Annotated in this window: 15 protein-coding genes; 7 read left to right on the top strand and 8 right to left on the bottom strand. The window is 44.9% G+C overall.

What is annotated here, in order from left to right:
* The first annotated feature begins 30 nt into the window (after nt 1-30).
* The 3 genes from V7Q33_RS08290 (at nt 31) to V7Q33_RS08280 (ending at nt 2108) form a co-directional block, all read left to right on the top strand.
* Nucleotides 31-933 (top strand): hypothetical protein, encoded by a 903-nt coding sequence (locus V7Q33_RS08290; RefSeq protein ID WP_331977930.1) that lies wholly within the window; start codon nt 31-33, stop codon nt 931-933.
* A 109-nt stretch (nt 934-1042) separates the two neighbouring features.
* Nucleotides 1043-1381 carry a hypothetical protein gene (locus V7Q33_RS08285; protein ID WP_331977928.1) on the top strand — a complete coding sequence of 113 codons (339 nt, stop codon included), beginning with the start codon at nt 1043-1045 and terminating at the stop codon, nt 1379-1381.
* A gap of 70 nt (nt 1382-1451) precedes the next feature.
* Nucleotides 1452-2108 carry an alpha/beta hydrolase gene (locus V7Q33_RS08280; protein ID WP_333819530.1) on the top strand — a complete coding sequence of 219 codons (657 nt, stop codon included), beginning with the start codon at nt 1452-1454 and terminating at the stop codon, nt 2106-2108.
* Here the strand turns inward: V7Q33_RS08280 and V7Q33_RS08275 are convergent, their stop codons facing one another.
* From V7Q33_RS08275 to V7Q33_RS08260, 4 genes are all read right to left on the bottom strand, one after another.
* Nucleotides 2109-2864 carry an SDR family NAD(P)-dependent oxidoreductase gene (locus V7Q33_RS08275; protein WP_331977925.1) on the bottom strand — a complete coding sequence of 252 codons (756 nt, stop codon included), beginning with the start codon at nt 2862-2864 and terminating at the stop codon, nt 2109-2111.
* Nucleotides 2865-2869: 5 nt separating this feature from the next.
* Complete coding sequence (porT, locus tag V7Q33_RS08270; protein WP_442945923.1) at nt 2870-3604, bottom strand: type IX secretion/gliding motility protein PorT/SprT; 735 nt, start codon at nt 3602-3604, stop codon at nt 2870-2872.
* The gene (ubiE, locus tag V7Q33_RS08265; RefSeq protein ID WP_331977921.1) at nt 3553-4275 is read right to left on the bottom strand and encodes a bifunctional demethylmenaquinone methyltransferase/2-methoxy-6-polyprenyl-1,4-benzoquinol methylase UbiE; all 723 of its coding nucleotides are present in this window, start codon (nt 4273-4275) and stop codon (nt 3553-3555) included. The genes porT and ubiE overlap by 52 nt, the downstream gene beginning before the upstream one ends.
* Nucleotides 4276-4562: 287 nt before the next feature.
* Nucleotides 4563-6728 (bottom strand): OmpA family protein, encoded by a 2166-nt coding sequence (locus tag V7Q33_RS08260; protein ID WP_331977919.1) that lies wholly within the window; start codon nt 6726-6728, stop codon nt 4563-4565.
* Nucleotides 6729-6883: 155 nt separating this feature from the next.
* Between V7Q33_RS08260 and yihA the strand changes: the two genes are divergently transcribed.
* Together yihA and V7Q33_RS08250 are read left to right on the top strand one after the other, a co-directional pair.
* Nucleotides 6884-7495, top strand: a complete 612-nt coding sequence (gene yihA, locus V7Q33_RS08255; RefSeq protein WP_331977917.1) for a ribosome biogenesis GTP-binding protein YihA/YsxC — start codon at nt 6884-6886, stop codon at nt 7493-7495.
* Nucleotides 7496-7636: 141 nt separating this feature from the next.
* On the top strand, nt 7637-8056 hold the full coding sequence (locus V7Q33_RS08250) for a DUF5606 family protein (RefSeq protein ID WP_331977915.1): 420 nt from the start codon (nt 7637-7639) through the stop codon (nt 8054-8056).
* A gap of 74 nt (nt 8057-8130) precedes the next feature.
* On the opposite strand, the gene V7Q33_RS08245 is transcribed toward V7Q33_RS08250, so the two are convergent.
* Together V7Q33_RS08245 and fbp are read right to left on the bottom strand one after the other, a co-directional pair.
* On the bottom strand, nt 8131-9165 hold the full coding sequence (locus tag V7Q33_RS08245) for a PmoA family protein (RefSeq protein ID WP_331977913.1): 1035 nt from the start codon (nt 9163-9165) through the stop codon (nt 8131-8133).
* Between the two features lie 78 nt (nt 9166-9243).
* Complete coding sequence (fbp, locus tag V7Q33_RS08240) at nt 9244-10266, bottom strand: class 1 fructose-bisphosphatase (RefSeq protein ID WP_333819528.1); 1023 nt, start codon at nt 10264-10266, stop codon at nt 9244-9246.
* 49 nt (nt 10267-10315) lie between these two features.
* Between fbp and V7Q33_RS08235 the strand changes: the two genes are divergently transcribed.
* The gene (locus V7Q33_RS08235; protein ID WP_333819527.1) at nt 10316-11560 is read left to right on the top strand and encodes an aspartate kinase; all 1245 of its coding nucleotides are present in this window, start codon (nt 10316-10318) and stop codon (nt 11558-11560) included.
* Here the strand turns inward: V7Q33_RS08235 and V7Q33_RS08230 are convergent.
* On the bottom strand, nt 11550-12044 hold the full coding sequence (locus V7Q33_RS08230; RefSeq protein WP_333819525.1) for a low molecular weight protein-tyrosine-phosphatase: 495 nt from the start codon (nt 12042-12044) through the stop codon (nt 11550-11552). The genes V7Q33_RS08235 and V7Q33_RS08230 overlap by 11 nt on opposite strands.
* 273 nt (nt 12045-12317) lie before the next feature.
* Here V7Q33_RS08230 and V7Q33_RS08225 point away from each other — a divergent pair, with 273 nt between their 5' ends.
* On the top strand, nt 12318-13091 hold the full coding sequence (locus V7Q33_RS08225; RefSeq protein ID WP_333819523.1) for an enoyl-CoA hydratase-related protein: 774 nt from the start codon (nt 12318-12320) through the stop codon (nt 13089-13091).
* Nucleotides 13092-13166: 75 nt separating this feature from the next.
* Here V7Q33_RS08225 and V7Q33_RS08220 read toward each other — a convergent pair whose 3' ends face one another.
* Nucleotides 13167-14174, bottom strand: a complete 1008-nt coding sequence (locus V7Q33_RS08220) for a DUF4421 domain-containing protein (RefSeq protein ID WP_331978217.1) — start codon at nt 14172-14174, stop codon at nt 13167-13169.
* Nucleotides 14175-14228 lie beyond the last annotated feature (54 nt).

Below are 14228 nucleotides of genomic sequence, written 5' to 3'. Positions count from 1 at the left end.
TTAACTTTGTAACCGTATAATTTTAAGTCTATGAGAATATTACTTATCGGACTCGTCCTCGTACTCTTAACGGCCTGTGGCAACAAGAAAGAGCCTCAGTCTATTTTTGACGACAACCCGCAAGACACAGCAGGGACAGTAGAAGGTCCAACCATTGCTCCTGACGTTATCGGTGACATCCTGCAACAGATACCCAGCCCGCTGGAGATTTCTGTGCTTTTGAAAGAGTCCGGAAAAAAATACAACGGAACCTACCTCAACTCTCCCGATAATACTTCCAAGTACAACACCAACTACAAAAAGGCTTTGAACCTGGGTATTTACGGTACCGACTTAGGTTACACAAACATTTATGAGCAGAACCAGGATGGCGTAAAATACATGGCATCCATTAAGGAACTGGCTAACGGCCTCAGTATCGGTCAGTTTTTTGACATTGAAACGATAGGACGTCTGGCTACCAACAGCAAGAACCTCGATTCATTGCTGCTCATTACAACACAGAACTTTAACACCATCAACAGCTACCTGCAAACACAAGGCCGCGCTAACCTCAGCGTATTGTTCCTTACTGGCGGCTGGCTGGAGGCGCTTCACATCACCTGCGAAGTGGCTACTGCCAACCCTGATAACAAGCAGCTGAAAGAAACAATCGGTGAACAAAAAATCATTCTGGAAAATATTATCCTGCTTCTTTCATTCTACAAAGAGTCTGATCAGAATATGGCATCATTGTTGACTGACATGGAAGAACTGAAGAAGATTTATGATAAGGTTAAAATTACCTATACGTATAAGGAGTCTACTTTCGAGGTGGTAGACGGTGTGATGGTTATCAAGGATAACAGCACCAGCACAATCGAAATTACTCCGGAAGATATAGCCAGCATCCGTGCAGCAACATCTTCTATCAGAACCAAGATAATATCATAAGCCAAGTATATAATCTATTTATTGCCCTATGAAAAAATTAATGTTTATTGTTCTATCCGTTTGCGTTCTAAGTACTTTAGAGGTTATCGGACAGTGCAACTCTGAGGCCATGAGCAATCAATGTATTCCGAAACTGGCTGCCGGCTTCAATTTTTTGAAGAGCTATAAGATCGAAAAGGGAGGTAAAGACTTCGTGGAATACTCTTACGTGTTTACCAAGGGCACACAGTACATGATCAATATTTGTGCACCCAAGGAACCTACCGATGGTATTGTAGTAAGCCTTTTCGATTCAAACCGGAATAAAGTTGCCACCAGCAAAGTAAACGGACAGTTTATCTCTGCCATAGCATATCCTTGCAACACTACAGGTATTTACTATATTCAGTATACCTTCGATGGTTCTACCTCCTACTGCGGTGGTAGCGCCCTCGGTTTCAAGCGATAAAAGATCACACAAGGAAATACAAAAGCCTCCTCTTTCGGGGAGGCTTTTTTTATTTTTATACCTTTCGTGCATGGAACATCAAACATTATTATTTACCTGCCAGGCACGATACTTTCAGCTAGGTACCATCACGCCAAACACATCGCAGGTATGGTTTGTACTTCATGGCTACGGGCAGCTTGCGCAATACTTCGTTCAGAAGTTTAAAGTGCTGCAGGATCATAACATCTGTGTGATAGCTCCCGAAGCATTGTCAAGATTTTACCTGGAGGATGTAGCCTCGCGTATGCAGAGTGGCAACAATCGCGTGGGCGCTACGTGGATGACTAAAGAAAACCGTGAAATGGACATTCAGAATTACGTGATATACCTGAATGCGCTCTATCAAAAAGTAATGACTTCAGCGGGCACTGTTCCCGTTACCATACTCGGATTCTCGCAAGGATCGGCTACTGCATCGCGTTGGGTCGCAGATGGACATGTTGCGTTTCAGCGCTTGATCTTATGGGCCGGTATATTTCCGCCGGATATGAATATAGATGTGAGTAAAAAAGTGTTGCACGACAAAGACACGTATGTAGTCTACGGCAAATCTGATCCATTTTTAAAAGATAGCCGCTTCGCAGAAATGAATGCCATCGCTGCTTCGCTTGGCATAATGCCCAGGGTGATCACCTTCGAAGGTAAACACGATATTGATCAAGCTACTTTATTAAAGTTTATCTAGTTAACCCCTTTTCACAACCGTGCTGCTTGCCTGCGATGTTGGAAACACCGTGATATCGGCCAGTTGAACGTGAGCCGGAGCCTGCAATACATATAGTATAATATCGGCTATATCTTTTCCACTTAACGGTGTCATGCCTTTATAGGTGAGTTCCGCTTTATCTTTATCACCTTTAAAGCGCACGAGCGAAAACTCGGTTTCAACCATACCGGGATTAATGGACGTAACTTTTATTCCGAAGGCATTCAGGTCTATACGCATGCCACGTGTTAGCGCATCTACTGCAAACTTGCTGGCACAGTATACATTCCCATTCGGGTATACTTCCTTGCCTGCTATAGACCCGAGGTTAACAATATGCCCTGATTGCCTTTCAGTCATGAAAGGAATTACTTCTTTCGATACATACAACAGACCCTTCACATTGATATCGATCATCGCATCCCAATCCGCTATACTGCCGGTTTGTATGGGGTCGAGGCCATGTGCGTTACCGGCGTTGTTTACCAGTACATCAATGGCTTTCCAATCCGTGGGCAACGAGGCGATGGCACTGGCTACTTCAAGCTGCTCACGCACGTCAAATGAAATCGATATCACTTCCGTGGATGCAGACAACTCTTTCTGCAGTTTTTCAAGACGGTCTTTTCTACGGCCGCAAAGTATAATTTTAAAATTATGAGCCGCCAGCAGTCGGGCCGTGGCTTCACCTATACCGGAAGTAGCTCCGGTGATCAATGCAATTCGTTTCGTCATAACGATTATTGGAAAAGGAAATATAGCGTAATGGTATTGGTGTTGATACGCTTCAGCGGCTCACCATACTTGCCGGTAGACGAGCCCAGCATATTTACCAGACCTCTTGAAAACCGGATCTCCGGAGAGAATTTGAATAAGGGATAATACAAGTCGAATCCAAAACCTGCATCGATGCTCAGGTTGGTGTTGGAAATCTCAAGCACTCGTTCTTCTGTTTTCTTTTTACCGGAAGCTTCAAAAGCCGGAACAATGCCACCGATCATATACATGCGAACGTTACCCCTCCGTTCAGATTTGTACTTGAGCAAGATAGGCAACTCCACCATAGTACTTTCAATCAACTGATCATCGCGGGGTGTATCATCGGTATAGATATAGCTGATGCGATGTTCATAAAAACCAACCTTCGGAGTTATGCGCACATCCACCTGGTCGTCTAACCGGTAGTTTACAATAAAGCCGAGAGAGAAACCGGCAGACCAGCTGGGTACAACGGAGTGTACGGTATCAAACTTATTCGTTACAAATGCATCGGAGTACTTGAGCTGATAGGTAGAGGTATGTAGCCCGATCAAGAAACCATAAGTTAATTTCTTGTCATCGTAGTTGGGGTTATTTTTCTGCACCCGATGTTTTACTTGTGCGTGCCCCGCTACACAATTAAGGAGCAAAATACCAGTAAAGACTACTTGGAGCCGGTGTAAATAGAGCTTATTCCAAAAGTGAGTGTTTTGCATTTCGAGTGATTAAATCCGACATTATTAAGGATGTGAAGAAATTTATCTCCATCCGGAAAAGCCTCTACAGACTCAGGAAGATAGGTATATGCAGCTTTGTCGCTGGATATAGCCCTGCCTATCCTAGGCAAAACGAATTTAAAATAAAAATTATATACCTGCTTGAAAGGAAATTTCCGTGGCCTTGAAAATTCCAGCACCACCAGCTGGCCTCCAGGTTTCAGCACGCGATGTATCTCACGCAGTCCACGTTCCAGGTTCTCGAAGTTACGTACGCCAAATGCCACCGTTACGGCATCGAACCGGTTATCTTCAAAGGGAATGTTCTCAGAATCGCCCTTCATCAGCTCAATGCGGTCGGTCAGTTTCCGGTCGGCCAGTTTTTTCCTTCCAACTTCCAGCATGCCCTCCGAAATATCAATGCCAACAATCTTATCAGGGTTGAGCATAAGTGCCTGAATGGCAAAATCGCCAGTACCTGTGGCGACATCGAGCAATTGCTTCGGCTTCAATGATGCCAGGTTGCGGATCGCTTTCTTTCGCCAGCCTTTATCAATACCCAGACTCAAAAAGTGATTCAAAAAATCATAGCGATGACTGATGTTATCAAACATCTTCGCCACCTGCTCCTTCTTACCTGCTTTCTCTTCTTTGTAGGGAACGACTGTCATACGTATAATTAACAAAGGCGAAGGTATGGGGTTTGGCGGTAGGAATGAAATCGTTGTGTAGAAATAGCTGTAGGGAACAGTTACGAGCTGTGAGCTACGGGCCATGAGGTCGCAAGCTGCTGGCTTCAGGCTACTGGAAAGTTTATCTGAAGTTACGAGCGTTTATAAACACGAATGTCAGATGGGCTCCATCTGACATTCGGTATAGGTTATAGTAATTACGTTCGCTTATAGTATACGTTCCAGCAGCCTGCAGCCTCTCACAGCTCAAAGCTCGCTGCTCACAACTAATTTGACAATACCTTAAACTCCACGCGTCTGTTCAGCTCACGGCCTTCCGATTCGTCATCGTTGCTGGCGAGTGGCTTGCTCTTGCCGTAACCAACCGCTTTTATTCTGCGGGTATCAATACCTTTCTTGGTCAGGTAGTCTTTTACAGCTTCAGCGCGTTTCTGTGAAAGGAACATGTTATATGCTTTTGTACCAATAGCATCGGTATGACCTGCCAGCTCGATGGTCATGTTGCTATTTGTACGCATCATGGCTTCGAGCTTGTTAAGTTCAACGTACGACTCGGTTTCGAATGTTGCTTTATCGAAGTCAAAGTAAATATTGCGCAGTATACCGGTAACACCTACCGACAGCTTGCGAAGCTCAACGGTGCGGTTAACCGTTTTCTCTTCGGTGGTAGCACCTTCTATTTTTATATTCTGATTCTGGTAAGCATAGCCATCGCGATCTACAGACAAGCGATATTCTTTGGCCTTCGGATTCTTAATCAGGAATTCATACACACCATTGCCTTGTGAAGATGATCCTACAATCACATTGTCCTTCGCTCCCACCAGTTTTACTTTTGCATCCAGTGGAGATTTATCAGCCGCATCCACCACAGCTATTACATACTTGAGCGGTACAATAGGTTTCTTGGGTTCTTTAACAGGCTGAGTCTTTGTTGGCTCAGTCTTTGTCGGCTCTGTCTTTGGTTCTTTTACCGGAGGATTGTTCTTGGTTGGATCAACCTTTACAGGATCTGTCTTCGGTTCGTTCTTCGTAACCACAGGCTCCGTTGAGGTAGTCTGCGCTGTATCCACCGGAGGTTCCGGATTTTTAGCCACTGCAGGTTGTTCATTTTTCAAGCCTTCCGGAATGGTAATCACATATATATCCGTATATCCCATACCATCTTCACGAACAGAAGAGTAGTAAGCACGCTTGCTGTCTTTAGAAGATACGAAGTATATATCGTTATCGGGCGTGTTAATTGGGTAGCCCAGGTTTTCAGGTTCAGTCCATTCGTTGGTGGCAGGATCGAATGTTGTTTTAAACACATCAAACCCCCCCATACCTTTATGACCTTTGCTACTGAAATATAGTGTTACCAAGTCATAGTCAATAAACGGAGCGTCATCGTCCTGATCAGTGTTGATTTTTGGCCCTAGGTTTTTCACGTTAGACCATTCGCCTTTACTGTCTTTAGTAGCCCGGTATAGGTCAAGACCACCGAAGCCACCCGGGCGGTTACTGGAAAAATATAGTGTCTTCTCATCAGCCGATATAGATACTGACTTTTCTTCAAAGCTGGAGTTGATGATGCCCGGCATTGGAATGGGCTCGCCCCACGTGCCATTGGCACGCTCGCTATAATATATATCTCCTCCACCTTCATCCATGTAAATGAACAAGGTATTACCATCGGCAGACAAACCGAGGTTGGAGTTGTGGTAAGGGGTGTTTACCGGCTCGCCAATGTTTTTGGCATACGACCACGTGTTGCCGGTCTTGGTGGAAAAGAATATATCTTCCCAGGGCTTGTTATCGTCTGCCACGTTTTGGTTCAAGTTGTCATCTCTGCGGCGAGTAGTAAAAAACAGCTCCGTTTCATTTTCGTTGAGTACGGGCACGTAGTCTTCGTATTCGGAGTTGATCTCGCGACCTATATTTACAATAGAGAAGTTCTTGGGGTTTGCAAAGAACTCTTTTGCATTCTGACATTCATATATAGCACGATCTACTACAGCCGCATCTACTTTGTCTTTGCCCTGATAGTTGGCTTTCCTGGCAAGTTTTTCCTTGTATAGATTATAAAACTCTATGGCCTTGTCGAATTTTTCACCGAACTGGTAACTTCTTCCGATCGAATACTCAATATCAAACCGGTATGTCGGGTCCTGACGATATACGCGAAGCAGGAATTTCACGGCGAGGTGTTTATCGATCGTGATGAGGTGCAGGCGGCCCGCTTCGTAGTTGGCTTTAATGAACGTTGTGTCGAGGTCGGCAGCCGTTACTACCAGCCCGCGGGCATCGTCAATCGCTTTGGTTGCTTCCAGGGTAAGTTCGGCCTGAGTCATGTACTCCCGGGCAAGTTCTTTCGGATCTTGCTGGCTGAAAACTGATTGGGAGAGCACGAGTAGAGTCAAAAAAATCAGTACACTTCGGATACTGGACATTGCTTAAAAAGTTTTACACTAAAGTATTAATAAAAAAGGTTTACAATTATACTACAAGATAGGAAAAACTGTGGATTTAGAAACAGAAATTTGAAATCATAAAGACACATTTATTACAAACTTAGTATTTTGGGCTTCAATTATTACTTTAACAGATGAAGATTACTTCGGCCGAGTTCATTTCCAGTTATGCAGATGTGCGAAAATGCCCTCTTCCTGATAAGCCCGAATTTGCCTTCATCGGCCGCTCTAATGTTGGTAAGTCATCGCTGATCAACATGTTAACTCAAAGTCGCGACCTGGCCAAAACTTCTGCCAAGCCCGGCAAAACACAAACCATCAACCACTTCCTCATTAACAAAGCGTGGTATCTGGTAGACCTTCCGGGGTATGGCTATGCAAGTGTAAGTAAAAGTTTACGGGAAGGTTTTGGCAAAATGATAGAAGGGTATGTACTGCAACGCGAAAACCTTTCCTGCCTTTTTATATTGATCGATTGCCGGCTCGAGCCACAAAAGATTGACCTGAGCTTTATCAACTGGGTGGGCAGCAAAGGTATACCGCTGGCTCTTATCTTCACCAAGGCCGACAAGTTGAGTCGCAACGAGCTGCAGCGAAACATCAGTCAGTTCAACAAAACGCTGCTGCAGGAATGGGATGAACTGCCGCCAAGTCTTACCACTTCTGCGGAAACAAAAACGGGACGTGATGAAGTGCTTGCCTTCATTGACGATGCACTTGAGGTATATAATCAACAATCTGAATAACTGCAATATCTATAGACCTGCCACTCAAACCCTGAGCTTTGAACTTTTAACCCCGAACTTTAAACTTTGAACCTTAAGCCTTGAACCTGTAACATTAAACCTGTTTTTCCTTAGCTTTGCGGCCATTGATTAATTGTACGTATGACCTTAGCAGAACTCGCAACGATCTCCGGTAAAGGAGGACTCTTTAAAGTAATGGCTCCTACAAAGTCGGGCGTAATACTGGAATCTCTCGATGAAGCCAGGACAAAAATTGTGGCTACCGCCAATCACCGTCTTTCCTTGTTGAATGAAATTTCAATTTATACCACCACCAAGGAAGGTACTGTTGCGCTGGAAAATGTTTTAAAAAAGATACATACCGAATATGGCAACGATTTGGGTGTAGACTCCAACTCCGATGGTTCTGAGTTGAAAGCATTCCTCAAGTCTGTACTTCCTGATTATGACGAAGATCGTGTATATGTATCTGACATCAAGAAGCTGGTGAAATGGTATGAACTGATTCAAAAGTACGCTGCTGAAATCCTTACAGCCGCTGCCGAAGAAGAGAAGAAATAATTTTACACCTATACTTAAACGAAAAGCCGGGCTTCTGTCCGGCTTTTTCATTTGTATCTTTCACAGGTATATTTTTATCTGACCTTGGCAAAATCATCCGCCATGGCGTTCAATGCCTGTGATGAAAGCGTATCGCCCGAATGTATAATGACTCTGTATTGAAATTTTGCTGTCTGATCTTTCTTCAGCTTCATATTCAACTCTTCTTTACCCTGACTGAAAACTTTTTGACCTAACGGATTGGCTGCAAACAATCCATAGCCACGTGCATGCCAATAGGTAGGATACCCTGGATTTTTAGGATGATCGATGATGGCGATGGAAATCTTTTCGCCATCCTTCTCGCCATTCAGGCAAGTCCACACAGAACGTTTGGCCCATGTGTCATCGCCGGTTACACCCTCCTTGTTCACATAGAGCCCGGTAACGCCACCGTTATCAAGCTTGGATACGGCCGTAACGTTGCCATGTGCGTCTACAAATTTATCTTCCTGCTTGGATGGCATCTCCAAAGGGCGGGCTACGCGCAACGCGATCATACCATCTTTTACATCTTTAAATAGTACATCATCAGTCATCGCTTTCAACACACAACCGCGATCGATTATAAAACTTCCGTCTTTTACAGTGAAGATAAAGTCTGTCGTTTCTTCCAACAGAACTTTACCGTTGATATCTACCCAGTGACTGAGTGTTTGCAATTCAGCACGATCTTTACCGGCTTTTGATTTGAGTATTTTTATATGACGGATTGATCCATACAGATTCTTTTTCTCTGCCGGTATAGCGTTGCTATTGTTCCAGAAATCAAGTCCGTTTACACTTTCGTAGTTAAGCCACAAGCCAACGTGATGCGGATGGTCGGTGCGTTCTCCGGCTCGTGGAGCAATGGGATATCCGCGTGTTACTACATTACCTGTAAGTGTTTTGAGTGGAAACAAAACCGGCTTTTCAGTGGAATCAAAATAACAGTAGGCCGTGATTAATTTCCCATCATATAAGACTTCTACTTTCTTTTTGTCGCTGCGCTCGTTTAATGTAAAACCTTTTTGCGCCCGCACGGCTATAGCCGATATCATGAGTATACAAATAAAAATATAACGGTTCATGAATGGTTGTTTTGTGTTTGCTGAAATAACCCGCGAAAGAGTAAAAATACTACGGTATTCTTACGAAGGGCTGGTTCTTTATACGAAGGTCGCTGATTTTTCCACCATGTTTCGCGAACCCACGTACAACGCTGTGCGCTGATGCAGACTATCGGGTTTAATATCGAGTATACGCATTGAACCATTGGTGGCGCTTCCCCCCGCCTGCTCTGCTACAAAAGCAAGCGCATTACATTCGTAGATGAGGCGTAACTTACCTTGCGGATCTTTGGCTGTTGCAGGGTATATATAGATACCACCTTTCAGCATGTTGCGATGAAAATCGGCTACCAGCGAACCTATATAGCGCGCAGTATATTTCTGATCCTTACAATACTGTACATAATCTTTCACAGGCTGACTGAACGAATTGGCAGAGCCTTCATTGATAGAATATATTCTACCATCGTAAGGCATGTGCATATCCGGATGCGAGAGAAAGTATTCTCCCAGTGTGGGCTCGTAGGTAAATCCATTCACGCCATGGCCTGTGGTATATACCAACATGGTGGAGGAACCATAGAGTACATAGCCTGCCGCTACCTGGTCGGCACCACGCTGCAGTATATCATCGGGTTGTATCGGTGTGCCTACCGGACTTTTTCTGCGATAGATTGAAAAGATCGTTCCGATAGAAACATTCACATCGATGTTTGAAGATCCATCCAGCGGATCGATGGCAATTACATATTTACCATCGTTGTTGAGGTCAGCGAAAGTTTCTGCTTCTTCCGATACCAGCGCACACACCTCGCCTCCTTTGGCAAGGGCACGCGTAAAGCGAATGTTGGCCAGCACATCCAGTTTCTGCTGATCATCACCGGCAGTATTTTGAGAGCCTACTGCACCCATGATATCGATCAGACCTGCCTTGTTCACTTCGCGGTTTACCACCTTCGAGGCCAGCGCTATATCGCGCAGCAGTTGCGAAAGCTCGCCACTGGCATAGGCAAACTGATCCTGGTTATTCTTTATGAACCGATCGAGCGTACTACCGATAGGCTGGGCAATTCTTGATGTTTCAATACTTGGTGTGTTGGCTTTATTGATTGATCTTTGCATGCTTTAAATTTGGCCCAAGTTAATTCCGCAAACGATTTAGTCAATTCAAATGAAGGTTTTTAAATTCGGAGGTGCCTCCCTGAAAAATGCTGCCGGCGTAAAGAACGTGGTATCCATCATCCGCCAGCATGGCCCATACAATGTATTCGTAGTGGTTTCTGCGATGGGCAAAACCACCAATGCCCTGGAGAAAATTCATAGCCTGGCAACCTCCGGTCAAAATGCTTCATCTCAAATTACCACACTCAACGACTATCATCAAGAGATACTCCGCGAATTATTTCCGTCATCACATCCGGTATACCAAGCGGTGGCTTCCCTTTTTAAGGAACTCGAAGCACAATTGGCTACACCCGGTGAATTCGATCAAGTATACGATCAGGTAGTATCGATAGGCGAATTGATCTCATCGGTAATTGTTCATCATTACCTGCTCGCACAGGGAGAATCTTCGCACTGGCTGGATGCCCGCACATGCATTGCCACCGATGCCTGTTATCGCGAAGGCAAAGTAGAATGGGCGAAAACAACCACCCGTATCCAGGCATTAAAGCCAGTACTTGCCAAAAACATCATCATCACACAAGGATTTATAGGCCGTACGGATACAGGATATACTACCACGCTGGGACGTGAAGGTTCCGATTTCTCGGCCGCTATATTTGCTTCCAGCCTGCAGGCCGATTCCGTTACAATCTGGAAAGATGTACCGGGCGTAATGAATGCCGATCCCAAGCGATTGCCGGCTGCTACTGTCTTTGAAGAACTGCCCTTCCGTGAGGCCGCAGAAATGACGTATTACGGTGCCAATGTTATTCATCCGAAAACCATCAAGCCGCTCGCCAATAAAGGTATACCGCTTTTTGTAAAGAACTTTGAAGATCCGTCTTTACCCGGAACGAAGATCCACGAATGTACTGTTGACTCGCTGCCTCCGCTTATTGTTTTTAAAGACAACCAGTGCCTCATCTCCTGCAAGGTGACTGATTATACATTTATTACAGAAGAACACCTGAGCACGATCTTTCAGGCGCTCTCCTCCCTTGATCTTCGCCTGAATGTGATGCAGAACTCTGCCATATCGTTCTCTTTCTGCCTCGATTTTCGCGAACACAAGGTATTGTCGCTGATCCAGAAATTGCAGCAGCAGTTTGAAGTATTCTATAACACCGGTCTTACACTTATTACGGTGAAAAACTACGATGCTGCTACTTCCGAGAAGTATCGCAATCATGCTGGCGTGTTGCTGGAGCAGTCTTCGCGATCAACGTTGCAGGTACTCGTCAGGCTTTAGCCCCGGAGAGATGTACTTCTTCAAGATGTGCGATGAACTGATCCATAGACCGATCGAGTATATCAAACACTTCCTGAAAACCACGTTCACCTCCGTAATACGGATCGGGTACTTCCAGGCCTTTGCCCTGCGGATCGAAGTTGCGCATCAGTTGCACTTTATCTGAATGATGGCTGGCATGGGCGAGCCGGAGAATATTCTGATAGTTACTGTTATCCATTGCCAGAATATAATCGAACTGCTCCAGATCGTTTGTGCAAAGCTGGCGGCCGTAGTGATCGATTTCCACGCCGTTTTTCTTTGCATTGGCAATGGTACGACTATCCGGAATATCGCCAATGTGGTAATTGGACGTTCCGCAGGAGTCTGCTTTCACAATTTTTTCGAGTGCGGTACCTTTTATTTTATGCTTGAAAACAGCCTCTGCCAGGGGCGAACGGCAAATATTGCCCAGGCATACAAACAGTATTTTTACTTGTTCCATGTATTTATTCCTTATCAAAATGCGGCACAAAGGACGTCAAACTCCTTCATTATGAGATTTCTAGGTCCAAATCTGCAACTATCCAATCATTTTCCCGTGCAAAAATAATCGGGATGAGGGTTACAAAAGCATTCAAAATCTTATTTACGTATGCATAGCACACTTTTTTAAGTACTGCCTTTTGGTTTGAAAAGCCTCCTCCGGGAGGCTTTTCTTTTTTTATGGTCTTTTGATCCTTCGTGCTCTTCTCTACATTTATAAAAACATATCCCGATGGAATTCATTCAGGTTACCGAACAGCACGAACCTTTCATTGCGCTGATCCGACTAAACCGCCCGAAAGAGCTCAATGCACTCAACACCCAGCTTATGCAGGAACTGCGTGATGCCCTGCAACAACTGGATAAAAATGAAGCGGTGCGCACCATCATCATTACCGGTAATGAACAGGCGTTTGCAGCGGGAGCCGACATTAAACAAATGGCCGACAAGAGCGCCATCGATATGTTGTTGATCGATCAGTTCAGTACGTGGGACCAGATACGGAAGATCAAAAAGCCGATCATCGCGGCTGTGTCCGGATTTGCCTTGGGCGGTGGCTGTGAACTCGCCATGATGTGCGATATGATCATTGCTTCCGAGAGTTCGAAATTTGGTCAGCCAGAAATCAAAATCGGCGTTATGCCTGGTGCTGGTGGTACACAACGCCTCACCAAAGCAATCGGTAAGGCGAAGGCGATGGAACTTGTGCTAACAGGCAGATTTATATCCGCAGAAGAAGCATTGTCGTATGGGCTTGTAAACAAGGTAGTGCCTGTTGAAATGTATCTGTATGAAGCGGTGCAACTCGCCCGGGAAATAGCGCAGATGTCGCCAATAGCAGCACAGCTTGCCAAAGAAGCCGTGAATCGTTCTTTTGAAACACACCTCGATGAGGGCCTCTCGTTTGAACGAAAGAACTTCTACCTCGCCTTTGCTTCTGAAGATCAGAAAGAAGGCATGCGTGCTTTTGTAGAGAGACGCAAGCCGGAGTTTAAGGGAAAATAGATAGCCGTTATCGGTTAATCGTTAGCTGTTATCCGTTTGTCTATTAACCTGTAACGATTAACGGATAACGACTCCTCAATCAATAACTTTCTTCAGTATTCTCCTGGTTTTTCCGCGCGGCACAAAGCGATGCACTACATTAAAGCGCAGGTTGCCTGTGTTGAGCTCAATCTTTTTATCGCGCTGCGAGGCGATGTTAATGTTCTTGTTAACGAATACAAAACTGAAAGCCCATGTCTTTGAATTATAGCCCGCGAAGAAATTAAAAGATGAATTAGGACTTACAGACGATGAAGTGATACGCTGGTTATCAACCAGCAATGTATTCCGGCCGTAGTCTAAACTTACGGTTGCCTGACCGGTAATGAAGAAATGCTTCCTGTAAACAAAAGTATACACATAGCCAACATTCGGACCGACTTCTACAAAATCAATACGGCCCACAGCCGATCCGTTGTCCTCCTTTAGCAGTGCAGCCGGCACCAGCGCACTATCTGCCCTGACTATGCCTGCAAAAAACTCGAGTCCCGCCAGCAGAGAACCTGCTGATCGCTGTTGCCACTCGCTCTGCAGGGTAGACGCACGATAAGAAAGCTTCGCATGGTTGAAGAGATACATACCTGATATACCCAGAAAATGCACTTTAACATCAGCACGTTGGTAATAGCCGGTGGTGCCGTCTTTGATCTGGCTGTTATCGAGGTAAAAGCCGCGGTAGAACTGACCGAAGCCATCTACCAATATTTTGCGTCCATAAATATGTGTTTGCAGATCGAGGTATCGTGTTCTGCCTTTTTCAGAATCGTTATTCAGAAAACCAAACCCATACGCCAGGTTCAGCGTTGCCCATTGATAGGTGGCACCAACGCCCATGTTCAACGTTGTGTTGGGGCGATAGCGGATATGAATGCCATCGGTAAGATTTCTGAAACGCAACGAAGTATATTTCTGCGAAAGATAAAAACGACCGGTAATGATCTTTTTATAAGAAGTATAATATACTGAATCCCGCTGGGCAAATGCGCTGCATACACACAGCGAAAAAAGCATGATAACAACTGACTTCCGTATATAAGCTTTCATTATTATGCCTTTTGAAAAAGCGATGCCACACATTTATCAGGAAAAAGCAATGGA

The organism is Ohtaekwangia sp. (genome assembly GCF_036786105.1).
Taxonomy (GTDB): domain Bacteria; phylum Bacteroidota; class Bacteroidia; order Cytophagales; family Cyclobacteriaceae; genus Ohtaekwangia.
Note: the sequence above shows the minus strand (reverse complement) of the source record. Positions and strands in the feature narration are given on the sequence as shown.